Raw genomic sequence first — 23,937 nt, forward strand, 5'->3', positions numbered from 1 at the left:
CGGTCACAGTCCGGCAGCGCTTCTCAGCTCGTCGACCCGGTCGAGGCGCTCCCAGGTGAAGTCGGGAAGCTCGCGGCCGAAGTGGCCGTAGGTGGCGGTCTGCGCGTAGATCGGGCGCAGCAGGTCGAGGGAATGGATGATCGCGGCCGGGCGCAGGTCGAAGACCGCGCGGATCGCCGCGGTGATGTCCCGGTCGGCCATCACCCCGGTGCCGAAGGTCTCCACGTAGAGCCCGACGGGCGAGGCCTTGCCGATGGCGTAGGCCACCTGAATCTCGAGCCGGTCGGCCAGCCCGGCCGCCACGGCGTTCTTGGCCACCCAGCGCATCGCGTACGCTGCGGAGCGGTCGACCTTCGACGGGTCCTTGCCGCTGAACGCGCCCCCGCCGTGCCGGCTGGAACCGCCGTAGGTGTCGATGATGATCTTTCGCCCGGTGAGGCCGGCGTCGCCCTGAGGGCCGCCGATCTCGAACCGCCCGGTCGGGTTGATCAGCGTGTTCAGTTCGGACGAGTCCAGTTCCACGCGGGCGAGCACCGGTCGGATGACGAGTTCCTCGACCTCCGCGCGCAGCTGCTCGTTGGACACCTTCGGCGAGTGCTGGGTCGACAGCACGACGGTCTCGACCGAGCGCGGCGTGATGCCGTCGTAGCCGATGGTGACCTGGGTCTTGCCGTCGGGACGGAGATAGTCGAGTTCGCCTGACTTGCGCACCTCGGCGAGGCGTTCGGCGAGGCGGTGTGCGATCCAGATCGGGATCGGCATCAGCTGGGGAGTCTCCCGGGTGGCGTATCCGAACATGATGCCCTGGTCGCCGGCGCCCTGGCGGTCGAAGTCCTCGACGCTGGACTCTTCCCGACGCTCGAAGGCGTTGTCCACGCCCTGCGCGATGTCGGGCGACTGGCCGCCGATGGAGATCTCCACACCGCAGGAACGGCCGTCGAACCAGACGTCCGAAGAGTCGTAGCCGATATCGGTGATGCACTTGCGCACGATTGAGGGGATCTCGACGTAGGCCTCGGTGGTGACCTCGCCGGCTACGTGCACGAGACCGGTGGTGACGAGGGTCTCGACGGCGACCCGGCTGTGCGGGTCTTCCGTCAGGAGCGCGTCCAGAATACTGTCGGAGATCTGGTCGCAGATCTTGTCGGGGTGACCTTCGGTTACCGACTCCGAAGTGAAAAGGCGTAGCTCGCGCATCTGGCCCGTCTCTGTTGCAGAACAACGTGTAGAAGAAATGAACGTGAAAAAAACCCCGCTGAGACCGGGCGACGGCGACGGCAACCCCGGTGACCGGAGGCCCGGGAAATCTCAGGCGATCAGGTCAAGGATGCGCCCGGCCACCGACAATTTGGTGCCGGAGACCTCACACACTATATCTCCGTCGTGATCGAGCACCGTGATCGCGTTACGGTCCGAGGCGAAACCCTCCGCCCAGCCCACGCGGTTGACCACCAGGAAGTCGCAGCCCTTGCGCGCCATTTTCTCGCGGCCGAGTTCTCGCAGGCGAACCGGATCCGGCTCCGTCTCGGCGGCGAACCCGATCAGGACCTGGCCCGTCCGCTTGGTCCGGGCGAGCCCGGCGAGGATGTCGGGGTTGCGGGTCAGTTCGAGCAGCAGGGTGTCGCCGGTCTCGTCTTTCTTGATCTTGCCGGCGCTCACCTGCAGCGGCCGGTAGTCGGCGACCGCGGCCGCCATGATCACGGCGTCGGCCCCGGCGGCGGCATCCGTGACGGCCGCCTCGAGCTCGAGCGCGGTGCCCACGAGCCGTAGTTCCACCGCGGTTGGTGCGGCAACCTCGAGGTTCGCGGCGATCAGGGTCACGGACGCACCCCGAGCCAGGGCGGCCTGCGCCAGGGCGACCCCCTGCTTGCCGCTGGACCGGTTGCCGAGGAAGCGCACGGGGTCGAGGGGCTCGCGAGTGCCGCCAGCGGTGATCACGACGTGCTTTCCGACCAGGTCGGCGCCTGGCCCCTCGGTGCGGTCGGCCGCGGCAAGGGCGGCGAGGGCCGCGGCGACGATGGTGTCGGGCTCTTCCATCCGGCCGGCTCCGGTGTCGGCGCCGGTGAGCTGGCCGACCCCCGGCCCGACGACGATGACGCCGCGGGTGCGGAGGGTGGCCACATTGGCGACCGTGGCCGCGTTGTTCCACATCTCCGTGTGCATCGCCGGGGCGATCACGAGCGGGGCGGTGCTGGCCAGGATGGTGTTGCCGAGCAGGTCGTCGGCGAGGCCGGCGGCGAGCTTCGCGATGGTGTTCGCGGTGGCCGGGGCCACGACGATCAGATCGGCGGATTGGCCGATGGACACGTGCCGCACCTCGGCGACGCCCTCATAGAGGTCCGTGTGCACGGGGTTGCGGGAGATGGCCTCCAGGGTGGGCCGGCCGACGAATCGCAGCGCCGCCGGCGTCGCCACGACGTGCACGCAGTCCCCGCGCAACACGAAAGCGCGCACGACGTTCACGGCCTTGTAGGCAGCGATGCCGCCGGTTATCCCGACGACGATCGTGCGACCTGACGACATCCTGCGCGCTTGTGGGTGCGTTACTCGGCGATGGGGCGGGAGGTGAGCTTGTCTTCGTTGATCTCGCGGAGGGCGACGGACAGCGGCTTGTCGTCGACGGTCGAGTCGACGAGCGGGCCGACATTGTCGAACAGGCTGCCTTCGTGCAGGTCCGCATAGTAGTCGTTGATCTGACGGGCGCGCTTGGAGGCGAAGACCACGAGGGCGTACTTGGAGTCGACCTTGGTGAGCAGGTCGTCGATGGGCGGGTCAATGATGCCAGTGAGCTTGGTAGCCATTGGTGTCACTCCTTCAGAGCGGTTTGTGCTGCGGGACGCGCAGAATCACGGAAAGCGGGCGCTACGGCAGCAACGACGCCGTACGCAGATTCATCAAGTCTACGACCTCGCGCGCCGCTTCGCCCACGTCGTGGTTCACGACCCGGTAATCGAACTCCCCCTGGGCGGCCAATTCGAGTTTGGCCGTCTCGAGCCGGCGGGCCTGTTCGGCGGGCGCCTCGGTGTCCCGGCCGATCAGCCGGCGCACCAGTTCGTCCCAGCTCGGCGGAAGCAGGAAGACCAGTCTGGACTCCGGCATGGCCCGGCGAACGGCCCGGGCTCCTTGGATGTCGATCTCGAGGAGCACGCTGTGGCCCTCGTTCAACGCCTCCGTGACCGGACCTCGCGGGGTGCCGTAGCGGTGCGCGTTGTGCACGGTCGCCCACTCGAGCAGGTCGCCGGCCGCGACCATCCGGTCGAATTCGGCGTCGTCGACGAAGAAGTAGCTCAGGCCCTCGGTCTCGCCTGGGCGAGGTGCCCGGGTCGTGGCCGACACCGACAGGTGCACGCCCGGGTAATGCTGACGGATGTGCGCCGCGACGGTTCCCTTGCCGACCGCGGTGGGACCGGCCAGCACGACAAGCTTCGCGGAGGAATCGCCGCGCTTCGCGGCGGTGCGGGTGGTGAGAAAATCTCGCAACCGATCGCGTTGGTGCTTGCCCAGCCCTCCCAATCGCTTCGACGGCGAGATCTCGAGCCTCTCCATGATGCGGTGCATCTTGGTGACGCCGATCGCCGGAATGCTGATCAGGAACTCGGTCACCCGCAGGCGCCCTTCGACGCCGTCCGGGCTCTCGGTCGCGGCGACCAACACGTCTAGCGCGCTACGTTTTCCGTGCGCAATCTGGCCTTTAACTGCGGCGCGTGCACGGCGAGCCGCCACGGCGGCACGCGAGGCGGCAACCCGATCGACGTCGGGTGGGGTGGGGCGATTCTCAGCCACGGGCAGCTCCTGCTTCAACTACTCGGCGCGCAATCGCTTGTTTGATTCGGTCGGGGCCGACCGCTAGAACGCTGCGCGATTCACTCACGATAACGCCTTCCGCGTACCCCCCGTACAAGTTCTTCAGATCAACGACCTGCGCGCCCTGGTGACCGAAGCCAGGAGCGAGGATGGGGGTGAGCCCCCGGGCGGGCGCCACGGAGAGGTCCAGTCCGAACGTGGCCAGGTCCAGTGTGGCGCCGAGCACCACCCCGACCGAGCCGAGGGAGGAAGCCCCGGACCGGGCATTCCGCTCGGTCACGGCGCCGAAGACGGATTGGGCGACACTTTGGCCGATCTGATTCCCCTCGGCGATCACGGCCCGCTGGAGCGCCGCCGCCTCGGGGTTCGAGGTGGCGGCCAGCACGAAGATCCCCTTGCCGGTCTGGGCGGCAAGGCTGAACACCGGTTCCAGCGACCCGACGCCCATATACGCGTTCACGGTGATGGCGTCGACCTCCAGGGGGGACTCCTCGCTCAGCCAAGCCTGGCCGTACGCCTCCACGCTGGTGCCGAGGTCGCCGCGCTTGACGTCCGCGATCGTGAGCAGCCCGGCGGCGCGGGCATCCGCCAGCACCCGTTCCAGGGCAAGGTACCCGGCGGAGCCGAAACGCTCGTAGAAGGCCACCTGGGGCTTCACCAGGCCGACCTGACCGGCGGCGGCGGCCACGACCTGGCGGCCGAAAGACTCCGCCCCGGCGGCCGTGTCCGGCAGACCCCAGTCGGTCAGGAGCCAGGCGTGCGGGTCGATGCCGACGCAGACTTGTCCCCGGACCGAGAAGACATCACCCAGCCGGTCGCCGAAGGCGGCCGGTGCGGCCGGGCCGACCGCTGCGGTCGACCCGTCCTGTTCGTGCGCGCGGCTCACAGTGCCGCCGTCCGGGTGAGGGCGTATTCCTGCAGCGAGGTCACCTCGAAGCCGCCGCGAATCGCGTCGATCGAGGCCACTGCGGCGCTCAACTCGGCGATGGTGGTGAACAGCGGCAGGTCCGCGGCGACCGCGGCCGCGCGGATCTCGTAGCCGTCGGCTCGGGCGGTGCGACCGCCGGGGGTGTTGATGACGATCTGCACCTCTTCGCGGCGGATCAGTTCCACGATCGACACGTCCGCCTCGTCGGTCTTCTCACTGAACTTGGTGACGATGGCGGCGCGGATGCCGTTGCGTTGCAGAACTTCGGCGGTACCCTCCGTGGCGGTAATCGAGTAGCCGAGCTGCTGCAAGCGCAGCATGGGCAGGATGATCGCGCGCTTGTCCCGGTCGGAGACCGACACGAATACGGTGCCGGTGAGCGGGATTCCGCCGTAGGCGGCGAGCTGGCTCTTGGCGAAGGCCCGCGGGAAGTCGCGGTCGATGCCCATGACTTCACCGGTCGAGCGCATCTCCGGGCCGAGCACGGAGTCCACGACGAGACCCTCGGGCGTGCGGAACCGGTTGAACGGCAGCACGGCTTCCTTCACGGCGACCGGGGCATCCATCGGCACCCGCGAGCCGTCGATCAGAGGCAGCTTGCCCTCGGCCTTGAGTTCGGCGATGGTCTTGCCGACCATGATCAGCGCGGCGGCCTTGGCCAGGGTGATGCCGAGGGCCTTGGCCACGAACGGCACCGTACGCGAGGCGCGCGGGTTCGCTTCGAGCACGTAGAGCACGCCGGCGCCGATCGCGAACTGCACGTTGAGCAGGCCGCGCACGCCGATGCCGCGGGCGATGCCCAGCGTCGCCTCGCGCACTCGGTCGATCTCCGCACGGCCGAGGGTGACCGGCGGCAGGGTGCAGCTCGAGTCGCCGGAGTGGATCCCGGCCTCCTCGATGTGCTCCATCACGCCGCCGATGTAGAGCTCGGTGCCGTCGTAGATGGCGTCCACGTCGATCTCGATGGCGTCGTCGAGAAACCGGTCCACAAGCAGCGGATGCGACGGGCCGATGATGCCCTGTCCGGCCATCCGGTTGAAGTAGTCGGCCAACGCTGCCGAGTCGTAGACGATCTCCATGCCGCGGCCGCCGAGCACGTAGCTCGGGCGCACGAGCACGGGATAGCCGATCTCCTCGGCAACGACCACAGCGCCGGCGTAGTCGGTGGCGACGCCGTTGCGGGGGGCGAGCAGGCCGGCCTGCTCGAGGATGCCGGAGAAGAGTCCGCGCTCCTCCGCCAGGTCGATGGCCTCCGGGGTGGTGCCGAGTATCGGGATGCCCTCGGCCTCGAGGCCCTTGGCGAGGCCGAGCGCGGTCTGCCCTCCCAGCTGCACGACCACGCCGACGAGCTCGCCGCTCTGGCTTTCTGCGTGAATGACCTCGAGCACGTCCTCGAGGGTGAGCGGCTCGAAGTAGAGCCGGTCTGAGGTGTCGTAGTCGGTCGAGACCGTCTCCGGGTTGCAGTTGATCATGATGGTCTCGTAGCCGGCCTCGGAGAGGGCAAACGACGCGTGCACGCAGGAGTAGTCGAACTCGACGCCCTGGCCGATGCGGTTCGGGCCGGAGCCGATGATGACGACCTTCTTGCGGTCGCTGGGCACGACCTCGGTCTCCTGGTCGTAGCTGGAGTAGTGGTACGGCGTGAGTGCGGGGAACTCCCCCGCGCAGGTGTCGACGGTCTTGAAGACGGGGCGCACGCCGAGGATGTGGCGCACCGTGCGCACATCCGCTTCGCCGAAGCCGCGCAGCTCGCCGATCTGGGCGTCGGAGAAGCCGTGGTCTTTGGCGGTGCGGAGGATGTCCGTGTCGAGGCGCTCGGCGGCGGCGATCTCGTCCGCGATCTCGTTGATCAACACGATCTGGTCGATGAACCACGGATCGATCTTGGTGGCGTCGAAAACCTGCTCGGTGGTGGCACCCTTGCGGAGCGCCTGCTGAACGGTGACGATCCGGCCGTCGGTGGGTACTTCGGCGACCGTGAGCAACTCGTCGACCGTGCGAGTCTCGGCTCCCCAGTGGAACGACGAACCGCGCTTCTCGAGCGAGCGGAGCGCCTTCTGCAGCGCGGAGGCGTAACTGCGGCCGATGGCCATCGCCTCCCCCACGGACTTCATGGTGGTGGTCAGACGCTGGTCGGCGGCGGGGAACTTCTCGAACGCGAACCGGGGCACCTTGACCACGACGTAGTCCAGGGTGGGTTCGAAGCTGGCCGGGGTGACACCGGTGATGTCGTTTGGGATCTCGTCGAGCCGGTAGCCGAGCGCGAGTTTCGCGGCGATTTTGGCGATCGGAAAGCCCGTCGCCTTGCTCGCCAGGGCGGAGGAGCGGGACACGCGCGGGTTCATCTCGATCACGATGATGCGACCGTCGGCCGGGTTGATCGCGAACTGGATGTTGCAGCCGCCGGTATCCACCCCCACGGCGCGGATGATGTCGATGCTGATGTCGCGCAGCTTCTGGTACTCGCGGTCGGTCAGGGTCAGCGCCGGGGCGACGGTGATCGAGTCGCCGGTGTGTACGCCGACCGGGTCGACGTTCTCGATCGAGCAGACGACGACCGTGTTGTCGGCCGTGTCGCGCATCATCTCGAGCTCGAATTCCTTCCAGCCGAGGATGGATTCCTCCAGCAGGACCTCGCTGGTGGGGCTCTGGTGCAGCCCGTCGCCGACGATGCGGCGCAGTTCCGACTCGGTGTAGGCGAAGCCGGAGCCGAGGCCGCCCATGGTGAAGGAGGGGCGAACGACGAGCGGGTAGCCGAGGTCGCCTGCGAAGCCGACTGCCTCCTCGACCGTGTGGGCGATGTAGGACCGGGCGACGCCGGCGCCTGCATCCAGCACCAGCTGCTTGAAGATCTGGCGGTCCTCACCCTTCTGGATGGCGTCGAAGGAGGCGCCGATGAGTTCGACATCATACTTGGCCAGGATGCCGCGCTCGTGAAGCTGGATGGCGGCGTTCAGCGCGGTCTGCCCGCCGAGGGTCGGCAGAATCGCGTCGGGGCGTTCCTTGGCGATGATCGTCTCGAGGATCTCCGGGGTGATCGGCTCGATGTAGGTGGCGTCGGCGAAGTCGGGGTCGGTCATGATCGTGGCCGGGTTGGAGTTGACCAGGATGACCCTGACCCCCTCGGCCCGCAGCACCCGGCAGGCCTGAGTTCCGGAATAGTCGAACTCGCAGGCCTGGCCGATCACGATCGGACCCGATCCGATGACGAGAACGCTGTTAATGTCGTCGCGCTTGGGCATTACTTGGCGTCTCCTGCTCCGGTGGCCGCACGATGCGCGACCACCACGTCCCTGAACCGATCGAAAAGGTACTCGGCGTCGTGTGGGCCGGCCGCCGACTCCGGGTGGTACTGCACCGAGAAAGCGGGGATATCGAGGCAGCGGATGCCCTCGACCACCTGGTCGTTGAGGCTGTAGTGGCTCACCTCCACCCGGCCGAAACCGGTGCGGGACTCATGCACTCCCTCGATGGGCATGTCCACGGCGAACCCGTGGTTCTGCGAGGTGATCTCTACCCGGCCGGTGGTCTTATCGAGCACGGGCTGGTTGATTCCCCGGTGCCCGAAGGGCAGCTTGTAGGTTCGGAAGCCGAGGGCGCGGCCGAGCAGCTGGTTGCCGAAGCAGATCCCGAAGTAGGGCACACCGGCTCGCAGCATCTCCTGCAGGAGGTTCACGTGCAGGTCGGAGGCTGCCGGGTCGCCGGGGCCGTTGGAAAAGAACAGGGCCGACGGGGTGAGGGACAGCACGTGCTCGGCGGTGACCGACTGGGGCAGCACCAGCACCTCGAAGCCGCGCGCGGCGAGGTGGCCCAGAGTGGAGGTCTTGACCCCGAGGTCGAGCACGGCGACCGAGCCGATGCGCTCGCCCTGCGCGGGCACCGAGAACGGTTCGACCGTGGATACCTCATCGGACAGGTTGCGGCCGCGCATGCCGGCCCCGGCACGCACCAGCTCGAGCTGCTCGCCATCGGAGAGGCCGAAACGGTCGCCGGAGAAGATCCCGCTCTTCATGGCCCCGGACGAGCGGATGTGGCGGGTGATCGCACGCGTGTCGACACCACTGATCCCGACCACTCCCCCGCCCGTCAGGTCGTCATCGAGGCTGCGGGTGGACCGGAAGTTGGAGGCGATGCGGGCAGGCTCGCGCACAACGAAGCCGGAGACCCAAATACGGCGGGACTCCATGTCCTCGTCGTTGGCGCCCGTGTTGCCGATGTGCGGCGCCGTCATCAGCACGATCTGCCCGGCGTAGGACGGGTCGGTGAGGGTCTCCTGGTAACCGGTCATGCCGGTGGCGAAGACGATCTCGCCGAGGGTCTGCCCCACGCTGCCGTAAGAACGGCCTTCGTAGCGGCGGCCGTCTTCGAGTACGAGCACAGCAGGAGTCGGTCGGTCGGGGGTCGTTGCGTTGCTCACGCTAGGCCTCGCTTTCATCGCGCGCGGCCGGGCGCCGGGCGCCGGCCGCAATGGTTCGGATGGCGTCGTTCACGCTGACGCGGTCGGATGGGTCAAGGATTCGGAAGTAGCTGTCGACGATCTGACTGTCGGTGCCGGGCAGCCGCCAGCCGAGCAGCAGCAGGCCGTCGGTCTCGACGGCGCGGTCGATGGCCACGGTGGCGTCTTCCAGCACGGCGATGGCCGAGGCAGGGATGAACACCGCCTCCTCGCCGGCCAGGGCCAGGATCACGCCCGCGTCGGTCACGGTCAGGCGGGCCCGGGCCCGGAAACCCAGGCCAGGGATGTTCAGGCGCTCGAGCGGCTGGGCGCGGAGGGTCGTGGCAACGTAGAACACGGCGGCGGAGGCCAGCTCGAGTGCCGCGTCGACGGGCAGCGGGTAGCCGGCCGGCAGGGCGGCATCGCGGCGGCTACGGCCCCGCCAGCTGCGTAGCATGAGGCCGAGCAGGCCGAGCAGCACGGCGACGGTGATGACGGTGGCGATGGTCCTAGCCATGGGTGCGCTCCTCGAGTGCCGCGATCTCCTCGGCGGGCCGCAGCGCACCGTCCAGAACCGTGGCGTAGCCCCGGTGGAATGTGGCCAGCACCCGACCCGGCAGGGTCATCGCCAGGTAGGGCGAGTTGGCGCTCCTGCCGGCCAGGTTGCCGCGCTCGAAGACGCGGCTCGCGGCGGGATCGTAGAGGGTGAGCTCGGCGGGAGCCCCGACCAGAAGACCCTGGCCCTGGCCGGCGAGCCGGCCGATCCGGGCGGGGCTGCTGGAGAGCACGCGAGCGATGTCCTTCCAGTCGAGCAGCCCGGTGTTGACGACGGCCGCGTGCACCACGGAGAGGGCGGATTCGAGGCCGACCATGCCGTTCGCCGCGGCGTCCCACTCGCAGTCCTTCGCCTCGACCGGGTGCGGGGCGTGGTCGGTGGCAACGATGTCGATGGTGCCGTCGGCGAGGCCGGCGCGCAGTGCTTCGACGTCTTCGCGGCGGCGCAGCGGCGGGTTGACCTTGAACCGCGCGTCGTAGCCGACGACCAGGTCCTCGGTGAGCAGCAGGTGATGCGGGGTGGCCTCGGCGGTCACCTGGATGCCGCGGGCCTTGGCCCAGCGGATGACGTCGACCGAGCCGGCCGTCGACACGTGGCACACGTGCAGACGCGACCCGACGTGCTCGGCGAGCAGCACATCGCGTGCGATGATCGACTCCTCGGCGACCGCGGGCCAGCCGACCATCCCGAGTTCGCTGGAGAGTGCCCCCTCGTTCATCTGCGCCTTCTCGGTCAGGCGCGGTTCCTGGGAATGCTGGGCGACGACGCCGTCGAACGCCTTCACATACTCAAGGGCCCGGCGCATCAACAGCGGGTCGGAGACGCAGAAGCCGTCGTCGGAGAAGACCCGCACTTGGGCTCGACTGGTGGCCATGGCGCCCAGTTCGGCCAGGCGCTCCCCCGCAAGCCCGACGGTGACGGCGCCGATCGGCTGCACGGTGACATAGCCGGCGCGCTCACCGAGGGCGAGAACCTGGTCGACGACGCCGGCGGTGTCCTGCACGGGCGAGGTGTTGGCCATCGCAAACACGCTGGTGAAGCCGCCCACGGCCGCGGCCTGACTGCCGGTCAGAATGGTTTCACTCTGTTCAAAGCCCGGCTCGCGCAGGTGCGTGTGCAGGTCGACCAGGCCGGGCAGAGCGATCAGTCCGGCCGCGTCGACGACGGTTGCGCCGGCACCAGAAAGCCCGGAACCGATCTCGCGAATCATGCCGTCGGCGAGGATAAAGTCGGTGCGGGTGCCGTCCGCGAGGGTCGCGCCTCTAATCAGGTACGGCGTGCTGGCCGCGCTGTCGCTGGACATCTATGAATCCTCCCGATCGCCGGACAACAGCAGGTACAGTGCCGCCATCCGCACTGAAACCCCGTTTGCGACCTGTTCGCGCACGGTCGAGCCGGCCGAATCGGCCGCCGCTGAAGATATTTCCAGGCCGCGATTCATGGGGCCGGGGTGCATCACAATGGTAGTCGGGGGCAGACGGCCGAAGCGCTCATCGTCCAGCCCCCAGTGGCGCGAGTACTCGCGGCTGTTCGGGAAGAAGGCGGCGTCCATGCGTTCCTGCTGGATGCGCAGCATCATCACCACGTCGGGCCCGGCGTCGATGGCCGCGTCCAGGTCGAAGCCCGACTCCGCCGGCCACCCGCTCATATCCATCGGTAACAGGGTGGGCGGCGCGATCAGGCTCACATGCGCGCCGAGCGTGGTGAGCAGCCACAGGTTCGAGCGGGCCACCCGGGAGTGCAGGATGTCACCGACGATGGTGACCGTGACGCCGTCCAGGCCCCGACCGCGCGCGGCGCCCCGGTGCAGCCGGCGCCGGATGGTGAACGCGTCCAGCAGCGCCTGGGTCGGATGCTCATGGGTGCCGTCGCCCGCGTTGATGATGCCGGCGTCGATCCAGCCGCTTTCGGCCAGCACATGGGGTGCCCCGGAGGCGGGGTGGCGGATGACGACCCCGTCGGCACCCATCGCGGCGAGGGTTTGGGCGGTGTCCTTGAGGCTTTCGCCCTTCGACACGCTCGAGCCCTTGGCGCTGAAGTTGATCACGTCCGCGCTCAGCCGTTTCGCGGCGGCCTCGAAGGAGATCCGGGTACGCGTCGAATCCTCGAAGAACAGGTTGACCACGGTCTTGCCGCGCAGGGTGGGCAGCTTCTTCACCTCGCGGTTGGCGACATCAGCCATGTCCTCGGCGATGTCGAGCAGCAGGATCGCCTCGCCCTGGCTCATGCCCTTGGTCGAGAGGAGGTGCCTCATGACGCCACCCCCGCGTCGCCTTCGAGCGGTCCGCCGTCGATGCTGACGAACTCGTCGCCGTCGACCTCGAGCAGGTGCAGGTTGATGCGTTCCGCGGTGGAGCTGGGCAGGTTCTTGCCCACGAAGTCGGCCCGGATCGGCAGTTCGCGGTGGCCGCGGTCCACGAGCACGGCCAGGCGCACGACGGTCGGCCGCCCGTGGTCGCCGAGGGCGTCGAGGGCGGCGCGGATGGTGCGGCCCGAGTAGAGCACGTCGTCGACGAGCACCACCGTGACGCCGTCGACGCTGCCGGGAACCAGGGTGCGGGACGGCGTGCGAGTGCGGGTGTGGCCGAGGTCGTCGCGGTACATGGTGACGTCGAGGGAGCCGACCCGGACATCCGTCGCTGTGGGCTCGATACGCGCGATGGTCTCGGCGATGCGCCGGGCCAGAACGACCCCGCGAGTGGGGATGCCGAGGATCACGAGGTTCTCGGCACCTCGATTGGACTCCAGGATCTCGTGGGAGATCCGAGTCAACGCTCGAGCGATATCAGCCTGGTTCAGCACGGTGCGTGCCATCAACCCGACCTCCTTCCCCGCCTCACCGGACGGCTGTTAAAGGATGTCATTTCCGGGTTTCACCCTAGCACCCGACGCGGGCTCCCTTGTGCTGGGCCTCACCACCCCCAGGGGCGCCGATGTGGCTGCCGTCATTGATCGGTTGCCGGCCCCAGGTGAGGGAGGACGGCGCCAGGTCACCCCAGGGCAGCGAACGAACATCGAGAGGTCCCCGGGCCCAGCCCCGTCCGCGTCCGAGCTGAGCGCCGCGGCCGTCAGCAGCCGGCGGTGGGTATTCACGGACCTCGATGTCACCTGCAGCTGCAGGGCACCACTTCCTGCGCTCGGCCTGGCCATCCTTGGTCGCCGGCACCGTTGCCGGCATCACGGTCTCCACCTGAGACCACGGCGGCTGCGCTCAGCCGACCGAGTTGCTACTGAGGAAGCCCAGGAATTCCGCCGGGTCGGTCAGTCCGCCGTCGTAGACGCTGCCGTTCACGAGCACGGTCGGCGTGCCCCGGATCCGGGTGACCTCGGCATCCGCAATCATGCCGTTCAGGGCCTGCTCGGTGTTGGCCCGGGACCAGGCCTGGTACTCGCCGGCCGCGAGGCAGTCGTCGATGTCGACGGGGTTGTCGACGAGGGCCGCGAGCTCCGAGTCGCCGAGCCCCGCGGAGTTCTCGGCGGGCTGGTTCGCGAACAGGGCCGCCTGGAAGGCGAGCAGGTTCTCCGGGTTGAGAGTGGCCTGGCAGGTCAGGGCGGCGGATGCCCGGGTCGAGTAGGCCGTTCCCTGCGAGACCCGGTCGAGGAAAGTGAGCGAGTGCAGCCGCAAGGTGATGGTCCCGTCAGTGGCGAGGACAGCCAGCTCGCCGCCGTTCGTCTCCTCAAACTGCCGGCAGTACGGGCACATCGGGTCGAAGTAGACGTCGACGAGCGCGGCGCCGGTGCCGACCGACAGGTAGCCGTCGTCGAAGTGGGCCGCGCCGACGGTGCCGGTGGGCAGGGCTTCCTGCGACGCATTCGCGTTCGCCTCATCCGTCTGCGGCTCGCTCGTGGACGAACTCCACGGCTGGTCGCCCACGGCTCCGTTCACAGCCGCCGCGATGAGCGGAATCACGGTCGCGGCAACGACGACGGCGATCACGAGCGCCAGGGTGGTGGCGGCGATGCCCACGTAGCCGAGAACGAGCCCGGTGATCGCCAGACCCCGGCCGCCTTCATGGGTACGCCTGATCTGCCCCAGGGCAAGGTGCCCGGTGATCACGGCCGCCAGGGAGACGAAGAACGCCGACACCAGGGAGATGATCGCCAGTGTGTTCGTCTTCGGCGCCGCCGGGAAGGGCGCCTGTCCGTAGGCCGGCGGATACGGCTCCGGGTCGCGGGGCGGTGCGGGCTCGGTGTTGGTCATGCGATCCCCCTGGCAGAACGGATTACGCGGATGGTGCGGTTTGGGCGATGCGCCCGAGGAGTCCGTTCACGAAGCCCGCCGAGTCATCCGTCGACAGGATTTTGGCGGCCTCGACCGCCTCGTCGATGGCGACAGCGTGCGGAACAGCGTCGTTGAAGAGGATCTCCCAGATACCGATGCGCAGGATGGCGCGATCGAGGACGGGCATGCGAGCCAGCGTCCAGCCCTGCGAGTACGTCTCGATGAGTTCGTCGATCTCCTCGCGGTGATCCACGACGCCGTCGATGATGTCCCGGGCGTAGAGCCAGGAGGCCATCCGGGCCGGCTCGCTCGCGGCGCGCTGCGCCTCGAGGGCGAGCGACTCCGGGATGGTGCTCTGCCGCACGTCTGCGGCATACAGGATGTCGATCGCACGCTTGCGCGCCTTGGTTCGAGCGCTCACTAGTTGACGCGGCCCAGGTAATCCCCGGTGCGGGTGTCGACCTTGACTCGGGTGCCCTGCTCGAGGAACAGGGGAACCTGGATCTGGAAGCCCGTTTCGACGGTGGCCGGCTTGGTGCCGCCGGTTGAGCGGTCGCCCTGAAGGCCCGGCTCGGTGTAGGTGATTTCGAGAACGACGGAGGCCGGCAGCTCGACGTAGAGGGGGTTGCCGTTGTGCAGGGCGATCGTCACGTTCTGGTTCTCAAGCATGAAGTTGACGGCGTCGCCCACAACGACGGCCGGTACGTGCAGCTGATCGAAATCGGACACGTCCATGAAGACGTAGGAGTCGCCGTCCGCGTACAGATACTGGAAGTCCTGGCGGTCGACGTTCTCGGTCTCGATCTTCGCGCCGGCGTTGAAGGTGCGGTCGACGGTCTTGCCCGTCACAACGTTCTTCAGCTTGGTGCGGACGAAGGCGCCGCCCTTGCCCGGCTTGACGTGCTGGAAATCGGTGACTGCCCACAACTGGCCATCGATGTTGAGCACGACGCCATTCCGGATATCGGCGGTTGATGCCATGAAAATGTGTTCCGTTCACTGGGTTCAATTAGAAAGGTGCGCGGCCGAATCGGCCATCAACGAGTGTAGTTGCCCGCAGCCCGCGCACCAAAGGCGCGAGACCCGGCCGGTCAGGCGGTCGCCGGCACCGACCTCGCGATGAAGTCCAGGGCCAGACGGTAGGAATCGAAGCCGAACCCGGCAATCACCCCGGTGGCCACGGCGCTGACGACGCTCGTGTGGCGGAACGTTTCCCGGGCGTGCGGGTTGGACAGGTGTACCTCGACCAGGGTGACGCCAGCCTTCGTCACGAGAGCGGCGGCATCCCGCAGCGCGTAACTGTAGTGCGTGAACGCCGCCGGGTTCAGGATGACGGGAAGGCGCTCGTCGACGGCCTCGTACAGCCAATGGATGAGCTCGGCCTCGTCATCCGTCTGGCGCACGTCGACCGTCATCCCCGCCGGGGCGGCCCGCGTCAGCATCGTGCGCAGCTGATCGAGGTCGGCCGACCCGTAAACGTCGGGTTCGCGACTGCCGAGCCGCCCCAGGTTCGGGCCGTTCAGAACGAGAACTGTACTCATTCCCACAGCCTAAGGGAGGACGCGGACGCCGAGGGCCAGGGCAGGATCAGGGCAGGATCGGCCCGACCGAGATCATCACGCAGTACACCAGGATCATCACCAGCGAGTAGCGGAACATCCGCCTGGCCCAGGTGGCGGGATCGGCGGCGCGCAGGCCGATGACACCCAGCCAGATCCAATAAGCGCCGAGCACGCCCATGACCGCCGTGTAGGCGTAGCCCACGTAGCCGAATACCGACAAGAGGAGGGTGGAGGCAACGAATCCGACCGTGTAGACGAGGATCTGAACTGTGGTGTTCGGGACGCCCCGCACCACGGAGATGACGGGGACGCCGGCGCGGGCGTATTCGTCGTGGCGGTAGATGGCGATGGAGTAGAACTCAGGCATCTGCCAGAGGAACACGGCTAGGAAGGCGAGCACGGCTGCGATGTCGATGGCGCCGGTGACGGCGACGTAGCCGGCCAGGATGGGCGCTGCGCCCGAGACGCTGCCGACCAGGGTGCCGTGGATCGACATGCGCTTGGACAGCATGCCGTACAGCACGACATAGACGAGGAAGCCGCCCAGGCCGACGGCGACGACGAGCCAGTTCGTCCAGGCGATGAGCGTCGCCATGCCGAAAACGAACAGCAGGCTTGAGAAGATGACCGCGTTCCGCACGCCGATGCGGCCGGTGACCGTGGCCCGCTTCTTCGTGCGTTCCATCACCGTGTCGATGTCGCGGTCGAGCACGTTGTTGAGCACGGTGGCCGACGCAATCACGAGCGTGGTACCCAGGCAAAGCGCCGCGAACAGGAAAAGATCCACCTGGCCTCGGGCCGCGAGCAGAAAGCCCGCCGCGGCTGTCAACGCGTTGCCGTAGAGAACGCCGGGTTTGGTCAGGGAGTAGTACCGCGTGATCGTGTCACGGATGCCCGTGCCGTCGGCCCGGCCGGCGAGAGCCCCGTCGGTGCCGTCCACCCGATTGCGAACGAAGAATGGTACGCGCGCAGTCATGCGGAAAGGGTTCCCATCGGGTCGTCGGTCGTGGTCAATCATATGCCGCCGAATCTGTGCGCGACCCGTTCCGTCCGATTCACACTGGCACGCGCCGAGGTGCCTCTATCCGGCGCTGATCCCGGGCGGTAGGGTGTCGAAGCCGGTCGTTTGGTCGGCGCCAGGCCTAGGACAAGGGTGTGACATGGCCGGAAGATTCACAATCTATCGGGACCAGTCGGGCAGCTACCGATTCTGTTTCTCAGCGGACAACGGGCAGAGCATCCCGTCGCCGGAAACCTATCGCACGGAGGACGAGGCACGGAAAAAGGTTGATTCTCTGCGCTCCAACGTCAGCCCACGCAGCCGCCGCACGCACTGAGGCCAGCGCCTGTCTCCGCGACGTCATCCTCGTGGCGACAGGGGTGCATCCGTGTTCAGCTCACCCTGGCCCTGCAGCCGCCCAGCAGCGGTCGAATTGGCCCATCACGCGTCACGTCAGGGGAGAAATTGACAGAACACGAGAGCGCGGGTCGTCGGCCCCGCGCCGCCTGGCGCGGATCTGCGTCGGGTAGCGCCAACGCCCGCACACCACGGAGGCGTCGCCTCCTCCGGGACCTGCTCGTCATCCTGGTCACCGCCCTGGTCGTCTCGTTTCTGACCGAAGCCTTCCTGATCCGCACGTTCTATATCCCGACCGGATCGATGCAGGACACCCTGCAGATCGACGACCGCATCATCGTGAACGAGCTCGTCCCCGACGTCGTCGACATCGATCGCGGCGACATCGTCGTTTTCAGGGATCCCGGCGGATGGCTCGGTCCGGTCGAGCCGGCCCCGATCGAAGCAGGGAACACCGTTGTCGACGGCATCCAGTGGCTCGCCGGTGAGGTTGGCCTCCGGGTTCCTGATTCCGATGACCACCTCGTCAAACGCGTCATCGGCCTCCCCGGCGACGATGTGGCCTGTTGCGACGCGGCGGGCAGCACCACCGTCAACGGCGAGCCGATCACCGAGCCCTACCTCAAGCTGCCGGCCGGGGCCATCCGAACGTCGGAGTACGACTTTTCCGTTACCGTGCCGGCCGGCGGTCTCTGGGTCGAGGGCGACAACCGTTACAACTCGGCGGACAGCCGGCTGCACACGGACACACCCGGCAACGGATTCGTGCCCGTCTCTGATGTGGTCGGCCGAGCGTTCGTGATCAACTGGCCGCTCAGCCACTGGTCCTGGCTCGGCGGCTGACCCGCCGCCCCCGCCCCGCGGCCTGACCACGGGATCGGTCGCCGCCGCGGTCGTCCTCGTCCTCGGCGCGTTCATGGCAGCCCTGCGCCGCTAGCGAGGAGGCGCGTTCACCTTGGGCGGCCGGCCCTGGGCCAGGAGTGCCGCCGGGGACTCTCCGGCGGACGACCAGGGTCCCTCCCATCCGATCACGGCGAAAGCCGAGGTCGGCAGGGACACGGTCGTGCCGGCGAGAGCGGTGGCCAGATCCTCGAGGCCGGGATTGTGGCCCACCAGGACGACGGTGTGCGCGGAGCCCGGCAGCGCCCGAATAATGCTCTGCAGTTGGCCGACCGAGGTGGCGTACACGGCTTGGTCGACACGGATCGGCGGAGCGCTCTCGAACTCGGCCGCCACGAGGTCCCAGGTGGCCCGAGCGCGCTCCGCCGGTGACACGACCGCGAGATCGATGCGGTAGCCGCCGTGGGACAGCCACGCTCCGGTGAGCGGCGCCTGCCGTACCCCACGTTTTGCCAGCGGCCGGTCGACGTCGGCTTGGCCGCCCGCCCAGTCCGACTTGGCGTGCCGCAACAGGATCAGGGTGCGTTCAGACATCGACCGGCCCCGCGTCCACCCGGCCGGCAACACAGGCGTTGACACTTTCGAATCGCTCACCGCTGATCATCATCCTGTCAGTCTGCCACTGCATCCGCGACGGTGGCCGGGAGTTCGCAGACGCCCTCGTCGTGGGCGACGAACATGCCCGTGATGCGCACCACTTTGCCGAATGATTCGACGAGTTCCCGGGCCCAGGCCCGGTCGGGCGCGGTCAGCGCCGCGGTGCCCGGTCGCTCGAGGGTGAGGATGACGCTGCCGCCCGGGCCGTGCTCGGACAGGAGCCGGACGACCGCCGCGGCCATGTCGGCGGCACCGCCGGGTTTCGGACGGAGCGGGATGTCGTCGACCGGGATCAGCAGGGGAATCTGCCGCCCGCAGGCGTCGAGCAGCATGAACCAGAGCTGGCGGCTAATCGCGTGGCCGACGAGGTCGGCCACCCGGTCTTGCGCCTGCTCGGTCGTGGTCACTGGGGCAGCGTCTTCGACGCGCAGAGGGGTTGTCATGCCACCCAGACTGGACGCGCGGACATCCGTCGCGGTCCCCGTCCACAAGGCCGGGCCCGGGAGGGAGCGGTGGAGGAGAGGACTCCGTGGGCACGGACTACTCGGACGAGTCCATCAGCCGGGAGCGCAGCAGGAACCGCACACCGCGCGGCGCTTCGACGGAGAGTCCGCCGCCGCGGCCGGTTACGACGTCGACCGTGAGGAAGGTGTGGCTCCAGTAGTCGAACTGTTCGGCCGACATCCAGAAGTCGAGCGGCTGCGCGGCCTCTCCCGGTGAGGCGATGTCGAGGCGGCCGAGGAGTACGTCCCGGTCCGAGGTGATGAATTCGCCGTCCGGATAACACATGGGCGAGGAGCCGTCGCAGCAGCCCCCGGACTGGTGGAACATCAGTGGACCGTGTTCGTCCCAGAGGCTGCGGAGCAGCTCGACCGCGACGGCGGTGAGCGCCACCCGCGGAATCATCTCCCCCGGGATGGTGATCGATGCGGTGACGCCTTTCTCCGGCATGGCCGTTCCCTTCTGGTTGCGGGCCGGGCCCGGGGGCCGCCGAGGATTCGTGTCTCGACGGCCCCTGGGCCTCGACCCCGGTGACGCGCTTTGTGTGGTCCGGCCTGTGCTCCAGCGCGGGCCGGACCGGCGCCGGAGTTTAAAAGAAGCCCAGGGCGTTCTCGCTGTAAGACACGAGCAGGTTCTTCGTCTGCTGGTAGGCGCTCAGCGCGAGCTTGTTGTTCTCCCGGCCGATGCCCGAGCTCTTGTAGCCACCGAACGACGCCCCCGCCGGGTAGGCGTGGTAGTTGTTCACCCAGACGCGGCCAGCCTGGATGTCCCGCCCGGCCCGGTAGGCGATGTTACCGTTGCGGGACCAGACCCCGGCCCCGAGACCGTAGAGCGTGTCGTTGGCGATCGAGATGGCGTCGTCGTAGTCGGTGAAGCTCGTGACCGCGAGCACCGGGCCGAAGATCTCCTCCTGGAACAGGCGCATCTTGTTGTGTCCCTCGAAGATGGTGGGCTGCACATAGTAGCCTCCGCTCAGCTCACCGCCGAGGTCGACCCGCTCGCCGCCAATCGCCAGCTTCGCACCCTCCTGCTTGCCGATGTCGATGTAGGACAGGATTTTCTCAAGCTGGTCGTTACTGGATTGCGCGCCGACCTGGGTCGCGGTGTCGAGTGGGTTGCCCTGGATGACCTTGCGGGTGCGCTCGATGGCGTCGCTCAGGAAATCATCGTAGATCGGCTTCTGCAGCAACGCCCGGCTGGGCGCGGTGCACACCTCGCCCTGGTTGAACGCGAAGAGCACGAACCCTTCCAGGGCCTTGTCGTAGAACGCGTCCTTCTCCTGGGCGACGTCGCTGAAGAAGATGTTGGGGCTCTTCCCGCCGAGCTCCATGGTCGACGGGATGATGTTGGAGCTCGCGTACTGCATGATCAGACGCCCGGTCGAGGTCTCTCCCGTGAACGCGATCTTGCGGATACGATTGGACGATGCGAGCGGCTTGCCGGCCTCGATGCCGAAACCGTTGACGACGTTGAGCACTCCCGGCGGCAGCACGTCGCCGATCAGTTCGATCAGCACGAGGATCGACACCGGGGTCTGTTCGGCCGGTTTCAGCACGATCGCGTTGCCGGCGGCAAGGGCCGGGGCCAGCTTCCAGACGGCCATCAGGAGCGGAAAGTTCCACGGAATGATCTGCCCGACGACGCCGAGCGGCTCGTGGAACTGGTAGGAGACCATATCGCCGCCCAGCTCGGCGTGGTCGCCATCCTGGGCGCGGATGGCGGCAGCGAAATAGCGGAAGTGGTCGGAACAGAGCGGGATGTCCGCGTTCAACGTCTCGCGCACCGGCTTGCCGTTCTCCCAGGTCTCGGCGACCGAGAGCAGGTCGAGGTTCGCATCGATGATGTCGGCGATCTTGTTGAGCACGGCCGCGCGCTCGGTCGACGAGGTCTTGCCCCACCCCGGCGCTGCCCTGTACGCGGCGTCCAGGGCCAGTTCGATATCCTCCGCGGTGCCGCGGGCCACCTCGGCGAACGGCTTCCCGTTGACGGGCGAGATGTCTTCGAAGTACTGGCCCCTGACGGGCTTGACCCACTCGCCGCCGATCCAGTTCTCGTAGCGGGGTTTGAAGGTGACTAGGGCGCCCGGTGTTCCGGGGTTGGAATAGACGGTCATGATGTCTCCTCGTCGACGACGTTGTCGGTGCGGAACCGCGGGACGCGGACCTGGACCTTGATCCTAGGAAGGAGAACGTTGCCTCAGCGTTGCGGGATATTGCGGGCGGGAGCCGCGGAACCGTCAGGGCGCAGCTCGTCCTCGATCCGGTTCAACCGGGCGACCACGGATGCCCGCTTCGGCGACCGCGCCGGTAGCAGTTCGAGGCACGCACGCCAGACCTCAGCGTCGTAGGTGGCCTCGTCGGTGCGGGCGTATTCCAGCAGGAGTTCAGCGGACGCGTCGCTGAGCATGGCCTGCCGCAGCCGCGCAGAGATCTCGGCGCGGATCTGGACGATTCCGGGCGCGGTCGAGCTCGGTAGCACGGGCCCCCGGTAAGCCCCCAACGCCACTCGGTGCGCGCCGCGCTCCAGGGATGCCAGCACCCGCTGGGCGTCCAGTTCGACGGACGTCTCGAGCCGGTAGGGCCGGGAGGCGATGCCGATACGGGGGCTGGTCTGCTCGAGCACCCTGCGCAGCCGCACCATCTCGGCACGCAGGTTGTCGACCGCGTTGGTTTGGTCGGTGAGCAGCAGCGAGAGCCGGTCGGCGGAGAGCCCGTCCCGGTTCCACGCCAGCAGGGTGAGGATCTCGGCGTGCCGGGGGCTGATCTCCACCGGGCCACCGGCGTTGTCGAGCCGACCGTGGGCACGGCCGTGCAACTCCACGGATGCGCCAACTGGTTGAAATGCTCGGCCCGCTGAATCTGGATTCCGTGATCGAGGGCCAGGGCCGTGCCCGGCGCGCTCGTGCCGACCCGGCGCTCGGACCAGTCCGACCCCTCGACGAACAGCATCCCCTCCGCCTTGCTCCGCACGGTTCGGTCACCGTCGATCCAGAGCAGACGGCCGAACGCGTCACCGATGGCCACGATCAGGCCGGAGTGGAAGGCGTGCCGGATGAGCAGGTTGTGCACGACCGGGAGCACGGCGGCCAGCGGATGCCGGTCGCGCAGCTCGCGTAGCTCGTCGGAGCTGAGTTCGTGTTCGGGGACGAGCCTCAGCGGATCAAGGCTGAGGGCGAGCGACCGTTGCCAGGACTCCTGCACCAGTTTGCGCACGCCCGGACCGATGAACCGTTCCGTGACTGCCGCCTCATGGGCCGCCGCCAGGTCCGCAAGTCTCCGCCGCCGCTCTCGCCGGCCGCACGGACGATCCACGGACTCGTCATGTAACCTCCGAACAGGTCCGGTCAGCGGCGATCGGCTGCGCCGGTCTGGGAATTAGTCTAGGCCCACCGATGCGGCGCGAATGGTTAGGAGCCGATCTCCTGGTAGGCGGCGAACAGCAACGACGAGTCCGGTCCTTCGAGCACGGTCGGCTTCCCGATGTCGTCGAGCACGATAAATCGCAGCATGCCGCTTCGGGTCTTCTTGTCGCGCTGCATGGTGGCGAGCAGGGTGCTCCAGCGGCCGACCGGGTAGGTGGTGGGCAGGGTGAGCGATTCGAGGATGCGACGGTGCCGGTCGACGGCCTCGTCCGAGAGCCGACCGCTCAGCCTGGCGACCTCCGCCGCGAACATCATGCCGACGGCGACGGCCGCCCCGTGCCGCCAGCCGTAGCGTTCGGCGTGCTCGACGGCGTGGCCGAGGGTGTGCCCGTAGTTCAGAATCTCACGCAGGCCGGACTCCCTGAAGTCTTCCCCCACGACCCGGGCCTTCATCCCGATCGCGAGTTCGAGCACGCGCCGGAACTGCGGGGAGTGCGGGTCGGTGACGGCCGTGACATCCGCTTCGACGATGTCCAGGATCTCGGGCAGCTGGATGAACCCGGCCTTCACGATCTCGGCGAAGCCGGCCAGGATCTCGTTGCGCGGCAGGTCGTCGAGCACGTCCAGGTCGCAGATGACGGCGGCGGGCGCGTAGAAGGTGCCGACAAGGTTCTTGCCCTCGGCGGTGTTGATGCCGTTCTTGCCGCCGACGGCGGCGTCGACCATGCCGAGCACGCTGGTCGGGATCTGCACCAGGCGCACACCGCGGAGCCAGGTCGCGGCGACGAAGCCGGCCAGGTCGGTGACGGCGCCGCCGCCGAAGCCGATCACGGCATCCGTTCGACTGAAGTCCGCCTGGCCCATGACCTGCCAGCAGAACGCGGCCACCTCGACGCGCTTGGCAGCCTCGGCGTCGGGCACCTCGGCGATCAGCACCTCGAACCTGCCGAGCAGGCTCTCGCGCAGGGCCACGGCGCGGGCGCCCAGGTGTGAGGTGTGCACGATGAGCACCTTCGCCACCTTCGGGCCGAGCTGTTCGACGACGTCGTCGACGAGGCCGCGACCGATCAGAACGGGGTAGCTGTCGGCGCCGGCAACCGTGATGATGGTGGTGGCGGGCTCGGTGGCGGGCTCGCGGTTGGGCTCGGTGGTGGTCTCGGTTGCGGGCTCGGTGGAATCAGGCACAGGTGCTCCGGTCATGATCGTTTCTTGGTCCATTTCACGACGTCATCAGCGATGGCGTCCAGGGGACGGTGCGAGGTGTCGAAACGGATGCCGGCCAGCGCCTCATAGATCGGGCGCCGGAGGCCGTAGATGCGCTTCCAATCGGCGATGCCGCCCGTGAGCAGCGGCCGTTTCGCCCCGCCGATCCGGGCCCCGACGGCTCGAGCGGACACGCTCAGGTACACCACGGAGCACCCGGCAAGGTCGGCCTGGGTCTCCGCGTCGAGCACGGCTCCCCCGCCGAGCGAGACCACGGCCTGCTCGGTGAGGGCCTGCACCACGGCCTGGCGTTCAAGCACCCGGAAGTGCTCTTCACCGTGCTGCGCAAAAATGTCCGTGATCGGCCCGTGCAGGGCGACGATGCGATGGTCGGTATCGATGAACGGCACCTCGAGGGACTTCGCCACTCTCCGGCCGATCTTGGTCTTGCCGGCGGCCATGGGACCGATGAAGACGAGGGGCAGGATCGGATGCGTCGGCGCGGCCATTG

The 23,937-nt window shown here is 68.0% G+C and carries 26 protein-coding genes; 3 read left to right on the forward strand and 23 right to left on the reverse strand.

What is annotated here, in order from left to right:
• Window positions 1-3 precede the first annotated feature (3 nt).
• The 16 genes from metK to cyoE all read right to left on the reverse strand — a co-directional run bounded on the left by metK (window position 4) and on the right by cyoE (window position 16,483).
• Window positions 4-1,197: a methionine adenosyltransferase gene (metK, locus tag E3O62_RS01255; protein WP_134397286.1), complete on the reverse strand. Its 1,194-nt coding sequence runs from the start codon at window positions 1,195-1,197 to the stop codon at window positions 4-6.
• A gap of 111 nt (window positions 1,198-1,308) precedes the next feature.
• Window positions 1,309-2,523 carry a bifunctional phosphopantothenoylcysteine decarboxylase/phosphopantothenate--cysteine ligase CoaBC gene (gene coaBC, locus E3O62_RS01260; protein ID WP_134397287.1) on the reverse strand — a complete coding sequence of 405 codons (1,215 nt, stop codon included), beginning with the start codon at window positions 2,521-2,523 and terminating at the stop codon, window positions 1,309-1,311.
• A gap of 20 nt (window positions 2,524-2,543) precedes the next feature.
• Window positions 2,544-2,801, reverse strand: a complete 258-nt coding sequence (rpoZ, locus tag E3O62_RS01265; RefSeq protein ID WP_134396117.1) for a DNA-directed RNA polymerase subunit omega — start codon at window positions 2,799-2,801, stop codon at window positions 2,544-2,546.
• Window positions 2,802-2,862: 61 nt separating this feature from the next.
• Window positions 2,863-3,783: a guanylate kinase gene (gene gmk, locus E3O62_RS01270; RefSeq protein ID WP_134397288.1), complete on the reverse strand. Its 921-nt coding sequence runs from the start codon at window positions 3,781-3,783 to the stop codon at window positions 2,863-2,865.
• Window positions 3,776-4,690, reverse strand: a complete 915-nt coding sequence (gene pyrF, locus E3O62_RS01275; protein ID WP_174720091.1) for an orotidine-5'-phosphate decarboxylase — start codon at window positions 4,688-4,690, stop codon at window positions 3,776-3,778. Before pyrF ends, gmk begins: the two co-directional genes overlap by 8 nt.
• A complete protein-coding gene (gene carB, locus E3O62_RS01280) occupies window positions 4,687-7,974 on the reverse strand; it encodes a carbamoyl-phosphate synthase large subunit (protein WP_134397289.1) in 3,288 nt (1,095 codons plus the stop codon). The genes pyrF and carB overlap by 4 nt, the downstream gene beginning before the upstream one ends.
• Window positions 7,974-9,167 carry a glutamine-hydrolyzing carbamoyl-phosphate synthase small subunit gene (carA, locus tag E3O62_RS01285; RefSeq protein WP_174720092.1) on the reverse strand — a complete coding sequence of 398 codons (1,194 nt, stop codon included), beginning with the start codon at window positions 9,165-9,167 and terminating at the stop codon, window positions 7,974-7,976. Before carA ends, carB begins: the two co-directional genes overlap by 1 nt.
• Window positions 9,151-9,684 (reverse strand): hypothetical protein, encoded by a 534-nt coding sequence (locus tag E3O62_RS01290; RefSeq protein ID WP_134397290.1) that lies wholly within the window; start codon window positions 9,682-9,684, stop codon window positions 9,151-9,153. The genes carA and E3O62_RS01290 overlap by 17 nt, the downstream gene beginning before the upstream one ends.
• The gene (locus tag E3O62_RS01295) at window positions 9,677-11,026 is read right to left on the reverse strand and encodes a dihydroorotase (RefSeq protein ID WP_134396121.1); all 1,350 of its coding nucleotides are present in this window, start codon (window positions 11,024-11,026) and stop codon (window positions 9,677-9,679) included. Before E3O62_RS01295 ends, E3O62_RS01290 begins: the two co-directional genes overlap by 8 nt.
• The gene (locus E3O62_RS01300) at window positions 11,027-11,977 is read right to left on the reverse strand and encodes an aspartate carbamoyltransferase catalytic subunit (protein ID WP_134396122.1); all 951 of its coding nucleotides are present in this window, start codon (window positions 11,975-11,977) and stop codon (window positions 11,027-11,029) included.
• Window positions 11,974-12,540, reverse strand: a complete 567-nt coding sequence (gene pyrR / locus E3O62_RS01305) for a bifunctional pyr operon transcriptional regulator/uracil phosphoribosyltransferase PyrR (protein ID WP_134396123.1) — start codon at window positions 12,538-12,540, stop codon at window positions 11,974-11,976. The genes E3O62_RS01300 and pyrR overlap by 4 nt, the downstream gene beginning before the upstream one ends.
• 394 nt (window positions 12,541-12,934) lie before the next feature.
• On the reverse strand, window positions 12,935-13,924 hold the full coding sequence (locus E3O62_RS01310) for a DUF4190 domain-containing protein (RefSeq protein WP_134397291.1): 990 nt from the start codon (window positions 13,922-13,924) through the stop codon (window positions 12,935-12,937).
• Between the two features lie 22 nt (window positions 13,925-13,946).
• Window positions 13,947-14,366: a transcription antitermination factor NusB gene (gene nusB / locus E3O62_RS01315; protein ID WP_104100510.1), complete on the reverse strand. Its 420-nt coding sequence runs from the start codon at window positions 14,364-14,366 to the stop codon at window positions 13,947-13,949.
• The gene (gene efp / locus E3O62_RS01320; RefSeq protein ID WP_104100509.1) at window positions 14,366-14,926 is read right to left on the reverse strand and encodes an elongation factor P; all 561 of its coding nucleotides are present in this window, start codon (window positions 14,924-14,926) and stop codon (window positions 14,366-14,368) included. The genes nusB and efp overlap by 1 nt, the downstream gene beginning before the upstream one ends.
• A gap of 110 nt (window positions 14,927-15,036) precedes the next feature.
• A complete protein-coding gene (locus tag E3O62_RS01325) occupies window positions 15,037-15,486 on the reverse strand; it encodes a type II 3-dehydroquinate dehydratase (RefSeq protein WP_134396126.1) in 450 nt (149 codons plus the stop codon).
• Between the two features lie 46 nt (window positions 15,487-15,532).
• On the reverse strand, window positions 15,533-16,483 hold the full coding sequence (cyoE, locus tag E3O62_RS01330) for a heme o synthase (protein ID WP_166786386.1): 951 nt from the start codon (window positions 16,481-16,483) through the stop codon (window positions 15,533-15,535).
• 184 nt (window positions 16,484-16,667) lie between these two features.
• Here cyoE and E3O62_RS17465 point away from each other — a divergent pair, with 184 nt between their 5' ends.
• Both E3O62_RS17465 and lepB read left to right on the forward strand, forming a co-directional pair.
• Window positions 16,668-16,844 carry a DUF1508 domain-containing protein gene (locus E3O62_RS17465; RefSeq protein ID WP_166786387.1) on the forward strand — a complete coding sequence of 59 codons (177 nt, stop codon included), beginning with the start codon at window positions 16,668-16,670 and terminating at the stop codon, window positions 16,842-16,844.
• A 128-nt stretch (window positions 16,845-16,972) separates the two neighbouring features.
• Window positions 16,973-17,707 carry a signal peptidase I gene (gene lepB / locus E3O62_RS01340; protein ID WP_166786388.1) on the forward strand — a complete coding sequence of 245 codons (735 nt, stop codon included), beginning with the start codon at window positions 16,973-16,975 and terminating at the stop codon, window positions 17,705-17,707.
• A gap of 90 nt (window positions 17,708-17,797) precedes the next feature.
• On the opposite strand, the gene E3O62_RS01345 is transcribed toward lepB, so the two are convergent.
• The 5 genes from E3O62_RS01345 to E3O62_RS01365 all read right to left on the reverse strand — a co-directional run bounded on the left by E3O62_RS01345 (window position 17,798) and on the right by E3O62_RS01365 (window position 21,682).
• Window positions 17,798-18,298, reverse strand: coding sequence for a histidine phosphatase family protein (locus E3O62_RS01345; RefSeq protein WP_134397294.1), 501 nt, complete (start codon window positions 18,296-18,298; stop codon window positions 17,798-17,800).
• A 77-nt stretch (window positions 18,299-18,375) separates the two neighbouring features.
• Complete coding sequence (locus E3O62_RS01350; protein ID WP_134397295.1) at window positions 18,376-18,804, reverse strand: hypothetical protein; 429 nt, start codon at window positions 18,802-18,804, stop codon at window positions 18,376-18,378.
• Between the two features lie 97 nt (window positions 18,805-18,901).
• Window positions 18,902-19,312, reverse strand: coding sequence for a DUF779 domain-containing protein (locus tag E3O62_RS01355; RefSeq protein WP_134397296.1), 411 nt, complete (start codon window positions 19,310-19,312; stop codon window positions 18,902-18,904).
• 139 nt (window positions 19,313-19,451) lie between these two features.
• On the reverse strand, window positions 19,452-20,975 hold the full coding sequence (locus E3O62_RS01360; protein ID WP_134397297.1) for an aldehyde dehydrogenase family protein: 1,524 nt from the start codon (window positions 20,973-20,975) through the stop codon (window positions 19,452-19,454).
• An 83-nt stretch (window positions 20,976-21,058) separates the two neighbouring features.
• A complete protein-coding gene (locus E3O62_RS01365; protein WP_134397298.1) occupies window positions 21,059-21,682 on the reverse strand; it encodes a hypothetical protein in 624 nt (207 codons plus the stop codon).
• A gap of 2 nt (window positions 21,683-21,684) precedes the next feature.
• Here E3O62_RS01365 and E3O62_RS01370 point away from each other — a divergent pair, with 2 nt between their 5' ends.
• Window positions 21,685-21,978: a hypothetical protein gene (locus tag E3O62_RS01370; protein ID WP_134397299.1), complete on the forward strand. Its 294-nt coding sequence runs from the start codon at window positions 21,685-21,687 to the stop codon at window positions 21,976-21,978.
• 290 nt (window positions 21,979-22,268) lie between these two features.
• Here E3O62_RS01370 and aroB read toward each other — a convergent pair whose 3' ends face one another.
• Together aroB and E3O62_RS01380 are read right to left on the reverse strand one after the other, a co-directional pair.
• Window positions 22,269-23,423, reverse strand: coding sequence for a 3-dehydroquinate synthase (gene aroB / locus E3O62_RS01375; RefSeq protein WP_134396134.1), 1,155 nt, complete (start codon window positions 23,421-23,423; stop codon window positions 22,269-22,271).
• Window positions 23,420-23,935: a shikimate kinase gene (locus E3O62_RS01380; protein ID WP_174720093.1), complete on the reverse strand. Its 516-nt coding sequence runs from the start codon at window positions 23,933-23,935 to the stop codon at window positions 23,420-23,422. Before E3O62_RS01380 ends, aroB begins: the two co-directional genes overlap by 4 nt.
• Window positions 23,936-23,937 lie beyond the last annotated feature (2 nt).

This window comes from Cryobacterium sp. TMT2-15-1 (assembly GCF_004402345.1).
Taxonomy (GTDB): Bacteria; Actinomycetota; Actinomycetes; order Actinomycetales; family Microbacteriaceae; genus Cryobacterium; species Cryobacterium sandaracinum.

Coding starts and splice junctions, on each gene's coding strand:
- E3O62_RS17465 (WP_166786387.1), top strand. CDS start 16,668: ATGGCCGGAAGATTCACAATCTATCGGGACCAGTCGGGCAGCTACCGA.
- E3O62_RS01295 (WP_134396121.1), bottom strand. CDS start 11,026: ATGTCCAGCGACAGCGCGGCCAGCACGCCGTACCTGATTAGAGGCGCG.
- coaBC (WP_134397287.1), bottom strand. CDS start 2,523: ATGTCGTCAGGTCGCACGATCGTCGTCGGGATAACCGGCGGCATCGCT.
- E3O62_RS01370 (WP_134397299.1), top strand. CDS start 21,685: ATGCGCCAACTGGTTGAAATGCTCGGCCCGCTGAATCTGGATTCCGTG.
- E3O62_RS01350 (WP_134397295.1), bottom strand. CDS start 18,804: ATGACAACCCCTCTGCGCGTCGAAGACGCTGCCCCAGTGACCACGACC.
- carB (WP_134397289.1), bottom strand. CDS start 7,974: ATGCCCAAGCGCGACGACATTAACAGCGTTCTCGTCATCGGATCGGGT.
- E3O62_RS01355 (WP_134397296.1), bottom strand. CDS start 19,312: ATGCCGGAGAAAGGCGTCACCGCATCGATCACCATCCCGGGGGAGATG.
- E3O62_RS01360 (WP_134397297.1), bottom strand. CDS start 20,975: ATGACCGTCTATTCCAACCCCGGAACACCGGGCGCCCTAGTCACCTTC.
- E3O62_RS01290 (WP_134397290.1), bottom strand. CDS start 9,684: ATGGCTAGGACCATCGCCACCGTCATCACCGTCGCCGTGCTGCTCGGC.
- E3O62_RS01300 (WP_134396122.1), bottom strand. CDS start 11,977: ATGAGGCACCTCCTCTCGACCAAGGGCATGAGCCAGGGCGAGGCGATC.
- efp (WP_104100509.1), bottom strand. CDS start 14,926: ATGGCATCAACCGCCGATATCCGGAATGGCGTCGTGCTCAACATCGAT.
- cyoE (WP_166786386.1), bottom strand. CDS start 16,483: ATGACTGCGCGCGTACCATTCTTCGTTCGCAATCGGGTGGACGGCACC.
- E3O62_RS01345 (WP_134397294.1), bottom strand. CDS start 18,298: ATGTCTGAACGCACCCTGATCCTGTTGCGGCACGCCAAGTCGGACTGG.
- E3O62_RS01380 (WP_174720093.1), bottom strand. CDS start 23,935: ATGGCCGCGCCGACGCATCCGATCCTGCCCCTCGTCTTCATCGGTCCC.
- E3O62_RS01310 (WP_134397291.1), bottom strand. CDS start 13,924: ATGACCAACACCGAGCCCGCACCGCCCCGCGACCCGGAGCCGTATCCG.
- E3O62_RS01325 (WP_134396126.1), bottom strand. CDS start 15,486: ATGAGTACAGTTCTCGTTCTGAACGGCCCGAACCTGGGGCGGCTCGGC.
- metK (WP_134397286.1), bottom strand. CDS start 1,197: ATGCGCGAGCTACGCCTTTTCACTTCGGAGTCGGTAACCGAAGGTCAC.
- rpoZ (WP_134396117.1), bottom strand. CDS start 2,801: ATGGCTACCAAGCTCACTGGCATCATTGACCCGCCCATCGACGACCTG.
- aroB (WP_134396134.1), bottom strand. CDS start 23,423: ATGACCGGAGCACCTGTGCCTGATTCCACCGAGCCCGCAACCGAGACC.
- carA (WP_174720092.1), bottom strand. CDS start 9,167: ATGAAAGCGAGGCCTAGCGTGAGCAACGCAACGACCCCCGACCGACCG.